This window comes from Paenibacillus periandrae, assembly GCF_022458865.1.
In the GTDB taxonomy this organism is placed as follows: Bacteria; Bacillota; Bacilli; order Paenibacillales; family NBRC-103111; genus Paenibacillus_S; species Paenibacillus_S periandrae.
Window position 1 is genome coordinate 300,433 of the sequence record NZ_JAJNMU010000010.1, and the last position, 13,479, is coordinate 313,911.

A 13,479-nucleotide genomic window follows, 5' to 3' on the forward strand; every position below is an offset into this window, starting at 1 on the left:
AGAATGAGAACAAGCAGAAGATACACCATGGGCAATGCCAACGTCATCCATCTTGAGAATGTCAGCAAGAGCTTTGGCGATTACCAAGCCGTGCGCAATCTTTCATTGGAGGTGAATCGCGGGGAGGTGATCGGCTTCCTTGGGTTGAACGGAGCCGGAAAGACCACGACCATCAAAATGCTGCTTTCGTTACTGAAGCCATCATCCGGCAGCATCTACATGCTGGGGAGCAAGGTAGACGCCGGCAATTACAAGCTATGGGAGAAGGTTGGCTATTTGGAGGAGGCCACCTTTTATCCAGAACTTACGATTACGGAAAATCTGGACATTGCCCGCAGGATGCACCTGATCTCCGACCGCAATTCCATTGCTCGCGTCATCGAGCAGCTTGATCTGGGCGCTCATCAGGACAAGAAGGCCAGAACGCTTTCCCTCGGAAACAAACAACGGTTAGGGTTGGCAAAGGCTATGCTCCACAACCCGGAGGTATTGATACTGGATGAGCCGATCAACGGACTTGACCCGGCCAGTGTTGTCGAAATCCGGGAGCTGCTGCTCGACTTGTCGCGCAATCGCGGCGTCACCATCCTCATCTCCAGCCACCTGTTAGAGGAATTATCCAAGCTGGTGGACCGTATAAGCATCATGCACAAAGGGCAGCTCATCCAGGATATGAAGGTAAGCCAAATGGAGCAAGCCCTGCAAAAAAGCGTCATCCTGGACGGACGCAATCGCGTTGCCCTGATGCGTATTCTTACAGAGCATGGGTACAGCTATGAAGAAGCCGCGGACGGGCGCTTGGCCTTGGCAGAAGGCCAAGCGATCACGCAGCCGGAGAAAATCGCAGAAATTTTAGTGAGAATGGGCCAGCCGCCGACTCATCTGAGCGTCGTGACGGAAGATCTGGAAGGTTATTTCTTGCGCATGATCCGTACAGAGGGGACGAAGCAGGCATGAAGCTACTTTCTCTCCTTCACAACGAAGCTCGTAAAATAGGGCGTTCTGTCGTCTTTTGGGTTATGCTCGGGGCCTTTACGGCATTGCCCTTGATGATTGCTATGTTCAACAGCTCCGCAGCGCACTGGGAAGCCTACTTCGCAGAGCTGCTCGGCTCCATAGGTGCCTTGCTCGTCGTAGGTTTTTCATTCACCTCCGCCTGGGTATTTGGAGTGGAGTACACTAACAATACCATCAAGGACATCCTTGTGAAGCCGGTCCCCAAGACCTATACGGTATTGGCCAAATTTATCGCCATCGCGATCTGGAATACAGGAATGGCTATTTTCACCTTTGTGGTCATCGCAGGCGCGGGTTCCCTGATTGGCGTCGGCGGAGGATCCATATCCGCCATCTTGCATGTTTTCTGTCCATTCATGGCCGCCTGCCTGCTGATCATGCTCGTCAGCACGACGAGCGCTTTCATCGCCAATCTCACCCGAGGCTACCTCGCACCGATCGGAGTCACCTTTGTCATCGTCATCGTCTCCAATGTAGTCGTGCAGTTGGGCTTCGGACCTTATTTCCCATGGACGATTCCAGTCCTGCTGCTAACCGGAGCCGAGCTCCACTGGAGCAGCATGGCGATACTGGCTGCCACAGGACTAGCAGGATTCGCCGGAACAGTGGCTTGGTGGCGATTTGCCGAGCATACGTAACAGCCCTGCTTTGGAAAAGTATAGCCTCTCGGTATTCGCCGAGGCAGATGGGACAAGGGGGTTTCCTTGAACCATCGTGCACCCTCCTACGTTGTAGGAGGATTTTTACATGTCCTTACCTATTGCACGCTAGGAAACTGTAGATACTTTTCTTCCAAAAAAAGCTTGACGTTTTTCACTTCCGCCTAAATCACGAGAAAGATTGTCGTTTTTTCCATTCTCTCGATTGGAGCGTGTTGTCGTAAATACTAACATTATTAGAGTTTCTTATTCAATCTCCCGTAATCGACGTATTCATATACAATTTTATAATGGCATCGTATCCTTCTACCTCATATTGCCCAGGGATGAGGATCACATCATAATTAAATTCTCAAATCCTAGTATAGCCATGTGACTCTTTTGTCCGAATATATGATCATCTATATGGAAAATTTGCGTTGATAACAGTCACTACCTAAACAGTTAAAAACAACTACCCAGCACACTACTATGTAGTATGATAAAAATAAATCCTGTCGAAATAAGTCCTGGAAGAACATCGGCAGACTGCGGTACGCATTGCTGTGGGCCTTGCCCATGAATTTATAACCTATCACTCCAATACGTAGCTGTTTCATTCGTGGTCCTTTACTTAATTCACTTCTGCGTGTACACGCATACATTTTCTCATCCCAGTTGTGCCCCGTCTAATGACTTCTTGCCGGGCGACTAACTCTGCCTTGGTCAAACTAACCGGCTCGACCATGCTGAGACCTCAGCAGCTCGCCTTACATGGCCTTCCCAAAAAGAACGTCCCTTCTGCCAACCGGCAGCAAGGGGCGTTCTTCGTCTCATTACACAAGTATGGAATTAATGCCCCATCATGGCAGTATCATTTAACCGTCCATTTTGTAGAGCTTAGCGAGCCCGCCTTCTGCCGTTTCACGGTAACGGCTATTCATATCCTGGCCTGTCTCATACATGGTCTGCACAACCAGATCAAAAGATATTTTACGGGTACCAGACAAGAATTTAGCTAGGCTCAGCGCATTGATCGCCCGCATCGCACCGACAGCATTCCGCTCAATGCAAGGAATCTGAACCAGTCCGTTAATTGGATCACAGGTTAACCCCAAGTGGTGCTCCATCGCAACCTCCGCCGCATACTCTATCTGGTCGATCTCCATACCGGATAATTCAGCCAGTGCAGCCGCTGCCATAGAGCAAGCCGTGCCCACCTCCGCCTGGCAGCCGCACTGAGCGCCGCTGATGGAGGCATTCTGCTTGACCAGGTTGCCAATGAGCCCGCCGACTGCCAGAGCCCGGAGAACCTGTTCGTCCGGGACCTGCTTCTTTTCCTGCATATAACGGAGCGCGGCCGGCACGACACCGCTGGCCCCGCAGGTTGGGGCCGTTACGATTGTGCCGGCGGCGGCATTCTGTTCATTGACGGCGAAAGCGTATGCGCTGACGATCCTGTTCTCACGTGTCTCCGGGCTCTCATCCACATGCCCCTGATGATAGAGATATTTCGCCTTGCGTTCGACATGAAGACCACCTTCCAGAATACCTGTGACGGATAGCCCCTCGTCGATTGAACGCTTCATCGCTTCCCAGATGCCTTGGAGGAAATCCCAGATCTGTTTGCCTTCACGCTGCTCGACGTAATCACTTAGACAGATATGATTCGCTTTACAATAGACACTGATCTCTGCAAAGCTGTTCTCCGGGTAAACATCAGGCCCATGCGTCTCCTCCCGTCCCTCAATTACGATATCCCCGCCGCCAATACTAACAGCACGCATGAATGCGGTTTGCCGCCCGTCTTTGTAAGCGAACAAGTCCATGGTATTGGGATGGGGCAGAACAAAGTCAGGCTGCGGAACAAATTGGACCTCCGCTGGAGCGGGCGACAGTGATCTAATAATAGCTTTGTCCGTCATATGGCCTTTACCTGTTTTGGCAAGTGAACCATAGATCAACGCCTTAAATTGGTCTGCGTCTTCATTTTCTGATTTGAAGATTCTTGCCGCTTTCTCCGGCCCCATGGTATGGGAGCTGGACGGTCCACTGCCAATCTTATATAGTTCAGTCAACGATCTCATAGCACCCTTATCCCTTCTCAGTTGTCTTTGGCTTAAGATCTTCATACTGCTGCTTGACCCACTATCGCCCATTCCTCTGAAAACGTTCCTGGATTCTCTTCAATCGCTCAAAAATCCCCTCTTTATCAATGGCCATGTCATACAATTGGTGAGCAAGCTGGAGACCCTGATCATGGGCAAGGGCTTTTTTCCACGGGTGCGACACAATTGAATGAGTAAGATGTCTGACAGAGCGGGGTGCCTGCATGATCATCTCTGCCAGTTCCCACGCACGTGGAAGAAGCTGTTCACGAGGCAGCATCTCACTGACCAGACCGAGGTCTAATGCCTCTTGGGCAGTAATGTTCATCCCCGTGTATGCGTAGTATGCCGCTTTCTTGCTTCCCAGTATCTTTTGAAGTGCCAGAACGATTCCATCTCCAGGCGGAACACCACCCAGATAATGGGCATCGAAGAACGCTGTGTCTTCCGCGCAAACGGTAATATCACAAAGCGTCCCCAGCTGCCAATGTGAGCCTGTGCCATTGATCGCCCCAATTGTGGGGATGTCAAGGCAATGAATCATATTTTCAATCATTCTGAGCGATTCATGATACATTTCCAGCTTCCGGCGATTCGGCCAATCCATGAATTTGGCGGTCCAGACTTCAGGATTGCCTATTTGCCACAAATCTCCTGTCCCTGTAAGGATCATCACCTCATTCTCAGGATCACGGCCAACATCTGACCATACATGGCCATATGCAGTTTGGGCCGCCCAGTCAAATTGAAGAGGTCCTCCGCTGGTGTGCATCCGCACTTCCAGTATGCCGTCACGGCGGGTCATGATGAACAAGTCCTTGTACTTCTCCGAGTATTCTTCGAATCTTGTAGGTCCCGCCATATCTCTATTGGACATCTTTGCCATTTAGACGTCCTTGCATCTTCATCAGTCGCTCCAGAGCACCTTCTTCATCAATGGCCATATCGAACATTTGGTGAGCAAGATGGAACCCTTGATCACTGACCAGGGCTTGTTTCCATGGACGGGATATAATGGAATGGGAAAGATGTCTCGTTGAACGCGGCGCCTGCATGATCATCTCCGCAAGCTCCCATGCACGTGGAAGAAGCTTTTCGCGGGGCAGGACTTCACTAACGATGCCCAGGTCCAATGCGGTTTGACCATTGATATTTTTGCCGGTGTATGCGTAGTATGCCGCCTTCTTGAAACCGATCATGCTCTGCAGCGTGAGCAGCATTCCATCTCCGGGAGGTGTGCCTCCCAGATAATGCGGATCAAAAAAGTCGGCGTCTTCTGTGCAAATGGTAATATCGCAGAGAGTTGCGAGTTCACAATGCGTTCCCGGACCGTTGATCGCCCCGATTGTGGGGATATCAATGCAGAAGATCAAATTCTCAAGCAGTCTCAGCGATTCATGATACTGTTCGAGCTTCTTTTGCTTCGGCCAGTCCATAAATTTGGTATTCCAGACTTCAGGGTCCCCTATTACCCATTTATCCCCTGTTCCAGAAATAATCATTACCTCGTTCTCAGGGTCGCGGCCAATATCTGACCATGCATGAGACCATGCCGTATGGGCTTCCCAATTATGTTTGTACGGTCCTCCGTCGGTGTGCAGCCGCACTTCAATGATTCCGTCACGACGGGTCATTAATAGAAATTCCTTGTATTTCTCCGAGTACTCTTCAAATTTGGTTGGTCCAATCATACGTCTCTCTGTCATTTCAATTCCTCCTGTTTTGTTTAAATATTATCTATTACTTTCAAGCCAATCTCTGGCGAAAGCAGCGTAAGCCGCAGCCCCTTTATAAAGCACCTCGTCCGAGAACATCGTCTTTGGATGGTGCATAGGGTAACCATAACCTTCTTCGGTATTGCCTGCGTTAAGAAACACTGAGGTACTTGGCACCGCTTGTGATACAAATGCAAAGTCTTCCGATCCCATTAATTTACCACCGGGTATAAATTGGGTTATACCGATAAAGGAACTGGCGCCAAAGGTGTTTGCAATAGTAGTTCTCATTTGTCGGTTAAGCCCGCTGTCCGTCTTCACCTCAGGACATCCCCTGGTATAGATCACATCCACCTTTGCCTGAAACGTTTCTCCAATACCTGCAGAAATGTCGTGGATACGGGTTTCGATTTTATCCCGCAATACGGCGTTAAATGTGCGTACGCTGCCTTTCATTCTGGCCGTATCGGGAATCACGTTGTTTGTACTCCCGCCTTCCATCACTCCAATTGTAAGAACTGCATTCTCCATTGGCGAAATTTCACGGCTTAGGATCCCTTGCAGCGCCAGATGAAGATGAGCAGCTACATTTAATGGGTCTACTGCAGCGCTAGGCATCGCTCCATGTGCGCCCCTTCCGCGGATGATGACTTCGAACCAATCAGAAGAAGCTGATATCGCTTCTCCGGCCTCAGGCACTACAAATTGCCCGGCAGGAATTGGCATTCCAGTCAACACGTGAAGCATCATGGCTGCATCCACTTTAGGATTTTCGAGAATCCCATTCTCAAGCATCATCTTTGCCCCGTGCAGAGTCTCTTCACCCGGCTGAAACATAAGCTTAACCGTCCCGCGAAGCTGCTCTTCGTTTGCCTTCAGGATCTCCGCAGCTCCCAACAGCATGGAAGTATGCAAGTCATGACCGCATGCATGCATGTTTCCATTCAACGACGCAAAAGAAAGATCTGTTTCTTCTTGAATGGGCAGCCCATCCATATCCGCACGAATAAGAATCACCTTCCCGGCATGATGTCCGCCGATCGTAACCATTAGACCTGATTCTCCTATGGGAGTGGGCTTAAGACCCATCGACTCCAACACCTCTTTTACGTAGGCAGTTGTTCTGGGCAAACTTAAATCAAGTTCCGGAATCGCATGAAGATGATGCCTGTACATGACCAATTTTTCCTGCAGATGACGGGCCATACTCAAAAATTCTCCAGCTTCTTCAATCACAGTGAACATCTCCCAAAACACAAATTGAATGAACGTAAGAACAGAGTAAACATTCCCCCCTACTTATTTTAAGACATTTTAAGAACAGAATTATCGTACCTTTAAATTTATTAGATGTCAAGAGAAAATAAGACATTTTAAGAACATTATATTGGAAGCTATCGGAACATTGATATATCACATTTATTGTGATATAACTCTTTTGATTGAACTGTTTATGAAAGGAATCTACCATGAAAATCAAGCTAGGTATTATCACGCCTGAGACCCATATGGACTATTTCCGCGCCATTGAAGAAGAAATGCGGCCCTTATGTCAGTTCCGGTTTCTTACGATCAGCAACTTCCGGGAAACAAAAGACGTATATCTCAAAAACTTAGGTTCGGTAGATGGATTTGTTATCAGTGGCAGGATGCTTTACGAGTCAATTGATAAGGAATGCTTGGATGAAAAAGTACCTATTCACATTTTGCAGGATAATGAAAACCTTCTTTATAGGGAACTTTTCCGGCTACTGGTAACAGAACCTGGGCTTGATATATCCCGGATCTATGTGGATTATGCGTATATTATCGATTCTTTCAGTGAATTCCGACAATACCTGACTCATGAGGGAAAGCCCATTAACAGCGACGATCTGCTCGAAAAACGGGTGGAAACAATGCTCGAAAACCATATCACTCTGTGGGAAGATAAGAAAATAGACCTGTCCATCACGGCGTTCGGCCACTTTGTTCCAGAACTCAAAAAGCACGGAGTCAGATATATCTTAATCCGCCCCACTTTGGAAAACGTTAAAGAGACCATAAGAGAGATCATCAACGAGATTACCATCCTCAAGCTTAAGAGCCAGAGGGCAGTTGTCGCATGCTTGTCGACCAAAACGGCGGATCCGCCATCTGAAGAGCAGCTTCATGAGCTGAAAGTCCTTGTCGGCAGATTTCTGCGCAACGTGAATCTGGCAGACACGGCCCAAATTTCGGAAGGCTTTGTCAGACTATACACCACCTATGGAAATTTCATGAAAATCACCTCTAACGCGCATAACTGCACCCTGCTGGAGTATCTAGAAGAGCGCATAAGCGACAAGGTGAAGATCGGGTGGGGCTCGGGGCTTGAATATTTTCAAGCTAATGTTAACGCCACCAAAGCTCACAGACAGGCGGAAGCCTTTACGGGCAGCTGCAGCTTTTTTATAAACGAGGATCAGAAGGTTATCGGCCCAATGCGGAGCATGAATGTCATACAGTTCTCTGAACAGGGGGACCCGGAAATCATCGCGTTAGCCAAAACTATCGGAATAAACAACATCAACTTGCAAAAAATCATGTCCTATGCAGAAATCATGAGAACAAATAAATTATCCTCTGAGGATGTTGCTCAATGCCTGTCCATGACCGTCAGAGGTGCAAACCGTATCCTTAACAAAATTGAAGAAAGTAAATACGTACAAACGGTATTTGAAAAACGAGACAATAGTAAAGGGCGACCCCAAAAATACTACGAACTGTTGTTTCTCGACAAAGAAGGGCGCAAATTAAGTAGATGACACGCATTGTTTCGGTTGCCATTTTGACTTTAAATTAATGGCAAAAACTTTTTGCACTTGATTTACCAAGTCAAATCACTTCCTGGCCGGACGACCAGCTCTGCACATGCTCCTGGAACCGCCGCGTTGCAGGTGAAGCATATTTCATCGAGTTGACCGCGATGCCAAGGGAACGGAAGCGGGGTTCAACCATTCCACATGTTCTTGGAATGACTTATGCCGCATACTCGGAGGCGCAAGTCGTTCCCTTACAACGTCCCGGATTCGCTTTTTATTTCAAAAATAAATTGTCGGTTGATGACAAGAACATTATCCCATTCCCGACAAAAACCCATCGCTAGTTGCGATGGGTTTCAATGCATTTTACTTCTTAAATTGTGAGCCTGGATCCTTACTCGCCGGATCAGCGATAGCAGTGTCCAGGGCGGTTATCGTTGTACAGCTAAGGGCCTGCTCCCCTTAGCAACACAGCGATGTCTGGAACCTCCTCTGGAAGCAGCTGATCGGCTACCAGCTCCACCCCATCGAAGCCCCATTTCTTCAGTTTCAGCAGCTGCCCCCGATGCTCCTCTATCCGGAACTGATCGGTCCAGAGCAATGTGTTCATCCCTATTCTAATCATTGTTCACTCCCATGGATGAAGTAAGATCTTGCCGCTGCGGCCCGATGCCGATACTTCGAAGGCTTCCTGTATGCGGCCCATAGGAAACGTATGCGTTATGAGATGCATCGCCTGTGGAGCGCTTTGGATCATCTTCATAAGCTGAGGGAACTCATGAAGATTATAGTGCCAGGAGCCGATCAGACGAATTCCCTTGCGCAGCAGATCCTGACTGACTCGAATTGGCGTCTCCCCATGGCATTCTCCCACGAAGGCAATACTCCCTTTGCGGCGGACCACATCGATTAGCAGTCGGTGGGCGACAACCGCTCCGGAGCAATCCAGACCGAAGTCCGGACCTTGTCCCCCGGTAAGCGACTTGATCTGCTTCACCGCACCCTCGTCCCGAGGGTCAATGATCTCGTCGGCGCCAAGCTGTTTGCCGAGGGCTACACGGTATTCATTCGATTCCACGGCGATGACCCGTGCCCCCCGGTATTTGGCTGACACTATAGCACCCAGGCCTACGGGGCCAAGCCCGGTAATCAATACGGTGGAGAAGGCGTCCACTCCTATCGTGACATACGCGCCGTGTGACGGTCCTAGGGCACAGCAAGCAAGTGACGCCTGATCGTAGCTCAGCGAATCCGGGAAAGGAAGCAGCAGCCACGAGGGCTTCGCAATATATTGAGCCATGGTTGGGGCGGAATAAGACAGAGTGTGCTCGCAATGAATGAAATCCCCGGACAGGCACAAAGAACAGCGACCACACGGATATTGAGGCATGACGACGACGCGGTCGCCTACGGCAACTTTACTTCCCGCAGCCGTCTCCACGACCTCCCCGGCGGCCTCATGCCCCAAGCAGCTGCTTGTTTGCCCCTGAAGGAAGCCCTTGTATTCAGTACACATCGGCGCCGTATGAATCTTGACCAGAGCCCAGCCCTCAGGCAGAGCCGGCCTATCCTTCTCGATCACAACAGCTTGCTTCTCGCCTATAATCGCAGCCGCTTTCATCATTTGCTCTCTCCCTCCCTCAGCAGCCAGTGAATGGCATTGCGAATCAATTGTTGGAATTCCGGCATGTCGAACTCCTCCGGGTGGCCGAGCGTCGTCATGAATACCTCGCCGCCCCAAGCATTCGTTCGAGTCCATGCGACCGGTTGAATTCGGGGAGAGCTCATGGTACCCTCCTTAAGCTCCGGATCCACGGTGTGGCCGTTCAAGAGCAGCTGCGCTCCTTCGGGTGGATACGGTAAGACGTGATACAGCCAGGATCTCGCATGAATACGCGGCGGGATCCCCTCCAGGATGGGATGGCTCTCAGATCCCCAGCAGATGGAGACGTCGGTAGAGGAGGAGTGGCCATAGTGGCGAATCCACGGGGCGCCGAGCACCTCGATGCCGAAACGAGTATTCCATTCCTCCAGCGGGTGTCCCTCTGGATAACTGAAGCTGTGCGTGCTTGTTCGGAAGGCCAGCACGGGCTTGCCGGATTGGACGTACCCGAGAAGGTGACGCATTTGCTCCTCCGGCAGCTCGCGAAATCGCAAATACAATACGGCCAGATCTGCCGTGTTCAGCAGCTCTAATCCTGGAATGTTAGCCGGTTCTTCCGGATTCGGAGAAGAAATGAGTATGGTAACCCGGGCGCCATACGAGCCTGCAATGTCCGCAGCTACCTTGGGTAACATAAGTTCCGACGCATATTCATCCTCTCCGGCGATAAATACGATGTGCTTGTTCAATAATGAATGACTATCTTTATCCATGAAGAGCGACCTCCTTTTATACTAATCAAATCCTTCATAATCAATTATAGTTCTCTCTTCCTGAAATTAAATGGACTTATCGATTGATAATTTGTCCTTTTCTTTTATCATAATAGAGAAAGGGGGGATGGCTATGGCCGCCGGCATTGAAATTACTCTCATGGGAATCCACACGCCTCACGAACCTGATTTCTTCTTAGGCCGTCCAGCCGGATTTCATGCTTACGTGCTTCTCAGCTTTACGACCCCCTTCATCGCCCGCACGGTGCATGGGCTGGAGGTGGGGCAACCCGGCGACTGCATTCTTCATGATCCGAGCTTTGGTGAATATCACGGTCCAGCTCCCGGCATGACGGAGGGCTTCCAGAACATTTGGTTCCACCTTACCGGCGAGCGGATTCCTCTGCTGGCAGAGCAGTACGGGATTCCGATGAATGAAATCATCTCTACGGGGGATCCGGGCTGGCTGCTTCCTACGGCGCGCTCCCTTGAGAATGAGCTGTTTCATCGCAAGCCCTTGACGACGGAGCGAATTCCTCTGCTTGTGGAGGACCTCTTCCTTCTGCTCGGCCGACAGAAGCAGCTCACCAAAGAGCTGGAATCCTATACGCCGCTGGAGAAGGAGCTGCGCGGCAAGTTCACAGAGATTCGGGCACAAATCCACTCGGAATACTATCAGCCTTGGAATGTGGAGAAGATGGCGACGCTAGTGAGTTTAAGTCCGGAGCGGTTTTGGGTGCTGTATCAGAAGTTTTTCAAAACGAGCCCTAAGGATGATCTCATTACCAAAAGGCTGGAAGAAGCCAAGGTGCTGCTCATCAGCAGCAGCCGAAGCATTGAGCAGATTGCCCTGGATTGCGGGTTTAACAGCGCGTTTTACTTCTCCCGCTTGTTTAAGAAACGCAACGGCTATTCGCCCAGAGGATTCCGCAAGAACCTCGGCAATTACGACAAAGCAGGCCCTCCTGTTTAAAGGAGACCTGCTTCTTTTAATACTCGTAAGCGCCGATATCGATAGGAAGCGTTCGGGGCGTTCCGGTGATGTCATTGGCGGTGTTCCTCTTTCGTCGGTAGGCAAGCAGTTCCCCGTACCTTTCCTTTATGGCCAGCGGAACGCGATCAGCGCGGTATGCAGGCCGCTCTGTTCGTAGCCGGCCGCCCGCCGTTCGCCTGACCCTCCCGGATGGTGCGGCTGCATGTGCCGAAGGCGCGCGCGTCCGGACCGGTCTGAGCAGTGTTCCTCTTTCGTCAGTAGGCAAGCAACTCCTCGTATCTTTTCCTCTATGGCCCGCGGAGCGCGCTCGGCGCGGTATGCGGGCCGCTCCGATCGATGCTGGCTACCCGCCGTTCGCCTCTGTTTCTCCCGGATGGTCCGCTGCATGCACTACAGGCGCGCATGTCTGGACTGAGCGGTGTTCCTCTTTCGTCGGTAGGCAAGCAGTTCCCCGTACCTTTCCTTTATGGCCGGCGGAACGCGATCAGCGCGGTATGCAGGCCGCTCTGCTCGTAGCCGGCCGCCCGCCGTTCGCCTCAGTTTCTCCCGTATGGTCAGGCTGCAAGTGCCGAAGGCGCGTCCGTCCGATCCGGTCTGAGAAGTGTTCCTCTTTTGTCGGTAGACCAGCAGCTCCTCGTACCTTTTCCTTTATGGCCCGCGAAACGCGCCAGGCGCGCGCCCCGCGGCGGTGGCTTCCTTCCGGCAGCGCTGGCTTGGTCGCACGCTTCGGTTCCAGCCCAATACGATTCACGGTTCCTAGTATTCATAGTAGGGTAAGACGAGGGATTACTCCCTCGGACTCCCCGTCAAACCGTGCATGCGGATTTCCCGCACACGGCTTTCCTTCGTCAGTTCCTCATCTTCAGGAGTGAGTTCTCTTCATCCGTCACCGGACTGCCTATTTCACTCCTGAATTAGGAACGTGTGGTGAGTAAGCTTGTTAGAAATACCATTCCTGCTGCTTCCAATACTTTGTTGGGAATCAGCGAATTAGAGACCGTAGATTTCTTTTGGCGCATGAAGGCTCGTACCCTCATTCGTGTCCATTCGTCCACACGTTGAAACTTTTTCTTTACATTCCCTACTCCGAAATAGTTGCCAAATCCTCGTACAATTTCGTTTAGTTTCTTGAGCATCTCTTCAAGATTATTTCCTTGTTTTCTGCGGGTGACCTTTCGGATTTTATCCTTGTACCTCTTCACTTTAGCATCCGGCAGTATTAGATAGTCGCTCCAGAAGTCGAATCCTAGAAAACGAAATCCTTCATCGAAATGCACAACCTTTGTTTTCTCAGGGTGCATTCGTAGACGTAGTTCATCTTCCAAAATGGTTTTTGCTACTAGGTATGCTTCTTCTGCCTGCTCCTTTGTTTTACAGAGAATGACAGCATCGTCTGCATACCTGACTACAGCAAAGCCTCTCTCCTTCATCCCCCAGTCGAAATGATTCAAGTACAAATTCGCAAGCAAAGGTGACAAATTGCCCCCCTGTGGAGACCCGATTTCCGTTTCATGGAACTGATCATCTTCCATGAAACCCGCCGTTAGCCATCCGCGAATGAGCGTCAGCACTTTACCGTCGGTGATTCTCTCATGTACTTTCTCCATCAGTAATTCGTGTGGAATTTCATCGAAGAAAGACATGATGTCCAGGTCGACCACATATTCATATCCGCCGCGTTTTGCGCGTCGAATCGTATTTATTGCTTGGTGCGCTGAGTATCCTGCTCGAAAGCCAAAACTGTAGTAGTAGAAGTCTTGTTCAAAGATGGGCTCGATGATTTGGCGTACCGCTTGCTGACATACACGATCTCGGATAGTGGGAATACCTAACGGCCTTAACTTTCCG

Annotated in this window: 13 protein-coding genes; 4 read left to right on the forward strand and 9 right to left on the reverse strand. The window is 50.3% G+C overall.

Annotated features, from left to right (window positions below):
* Window positions 1-3 precede the first annotated feature (3 nt).
* Both LRL21_RS18810 and LRL21_RS18815 read left to right on the forward strand, forming a co-directional pair.
* The gene (locus LRL21_RS18810) at window positions 4-957 is read left to right on the forward strand and encodes an ABC transporter ATP-binding protein (RefSeq protein ID WP_240417336.1); all 954 of its coding nucleotides are present in this window, start codon (window positions 4-6) and stop codon (window positions 955-957) included.
* Window positions 954-1,655 carry an ABC transporter permease gene (locus LRL21_RS18815; RefSeq protein ID WP_240417337.1) on the forward strand — a complete coding sequence of 234 codons (702 nt, stop codon included), beginning with the start codon at window positions 954-956 and terminating at the stop codon, window positions 1,653-1,655. The genes LRL21_RS18810 and LRL21_RS18815 overlap by 4 nt, the downstream gene beginning before the upstream one ends.
* Before the next feature lie 878 nt (window positions 1,656-2,533).
* On the opposite strand, the gene LRL21_RS18820 is transcribed toward LRL21_RS18815, so the two are convergent.
* From LRL21_RS18820 to LRL21_RS18835, 4 genes are all read right to left on the reverse strand, one after another.
* Window positions 2,534-3,742 carry an L-serine ammonia-lyase, iron-sulfur-dependent, subunit alpha gene (locus LRL21_RS18820; RefSeq protein WP_240417338.1) on the reverse strand — a complete coding sequence of 403 codons (1,209 nt, stop codon included), beginning with the start codon at window positions 3,740-3,742 and terminating at the stop codon, window positions 2,534-2,536.
* A 61-nt stretch (window positions 3,743-3,803) separates the two neighbouring features.
* A complete protein-coding gene (locus LRL21_RS18825) occupies window positions 3,804-4,649 on the reverse strand; it encodes an enoyl-CoA hydratase/isomerase family protein (protein WP_240417339.1) in 846 nt (281 codons plus the stop codon).
* Window positions 4,630-5,469 carry an enoyl-CoA hydratase/isomerase family protein gene (locus tag LRL21_RS18830; RefSeq protein ID WP_240417340.1) on the reverse strand — a complete coding sequence of 280 codons (840 nt, stop codon included), beginning with the start codon at window positions 5,467-5,469 and terminating at the stop codon, window positions 4,630-4,632. Before LRL21_RS18830 ends, LRL21_RS18825 begins: the two co-directional genes overlap by 20 nt.
* Before the next feature lie 27 nt (window positions 5,470-5,496).
* Window positions 5,497-6,723: a M20 metallopeptidase family protein gene (locus LRL21_RS18835; RefSeq protein ID WP_240417359.1), complete on the reverse strand. Its 1,227-nt coding sequence runs from the start codon at window positions 6,721-6,723 to the stop codon at window positions 5,497-5,499.
* Between the two features lie 224 nt (window positions 6,724-6,947).
* On the opposite strand from LRL21_RS18835, the gene LRL21_RS18840 reads away from it, so the two are divergent.
* Window positions 6,948-8,264: a transcriptional regulator gene (locus tag LRL21_RS18840; RefSeq protein ID WP_240417341.1), complete on the forward strand. Its 1,317-nt coding sequence runs from the start codon at window positions 6,948-6,950 to the stop codon at window positions 8,262-8,264.
* 442 nt (window positions 8,265-8,706) lie between these two features.
* Here the strand turns inward: LRL21_RS18840 and LRL21_RS18845 are convergent, their stop codons facing one another.
* The 3 genes from LRL21_RS18845 to LRL21_RS18855 are packed head-to-tail and all read right to left on the reverse strand — an operon-like array spanning window position 8,707 to window position 10,637.
* The gene (locus LRL21_RS18845) at window positions 8,707-8,886 is read right to left on the reverse strand and encodes a hypothetical protein (protein WP_240417342.1); all 180 of its coding nucleotides are present in this window, start codon (window positions 8,884-8,886) and stop codon (window positions 8,707-8,709) included.
* A 3-nt stretch (window positions 8,887-8,889) separates the two neighbouring features.
* Entirely contained in the window at window positions 8,890-9,885 is a 996-nt protein-coding gene (locus tag LRL21_RS18850; protein WP_240417343.1) for a zinc-dependent alcohol dehydrogenase, read from the reverse strand.
* Window positions 9,882-10,637, reverse strand: a complete 756-nt coding sequence (locus LRL21_RS18855; RefSeq protein WP_240417344.1) for a ThuA domain-containing protein — start codon at window positions 10,635-10,637, stop codon at window positions 9,882-9,884. Before LRL21_RS18855 ends, LRL21_RS18850 begins: the two co-directional genes overlap by 4 nt.
* A 133-nt stretch (window positions 10,638-10,770) precedes the next feature.
* Between LRL21_RS18855 and LRL21_RS18860 the strand changes: the two genes are divergently transcribed.
* Window positions 10,771-11,610 (forward strand): helix-turn-helix domain-containing protein, encoded by an 840-nt coding sequence (locus LRL21_RS18860; protein WP_240417345.1) that lies wholly within the window; start codon window positions 10,771-10,773, stop codon window positions 11,608-11,610.
* Window positions 11,611-12,185: 575 nt separating this feature from the next.
* Here LRL21_RS18860 and LRL21_RS18865 read toward each other — a convergent pair.
* Both LRL21_RS18865 and ltrA read right to left on the reverse strand, forming a co-directional pair.
* A complete protein-coding gene (locus LRL21_RS18865; protein ID WP_240417346.1) occupies window positions 12,186-12,398 on the reverse strand; it encodes a hypothetical protein in 213 nt (70 codons plus the stop codon).
* A gap of 147 nt (window positions 12,399-12,545) precedes the next feature.
* On the reverse strand, window positions 12,546-13,479 hold a 934-nt coding region (gene ltrA / locus LRL21_RS18870; protein WP_240417347.1), incomplete at its 5' end, for a group II intron reverse transcriptase/maturase.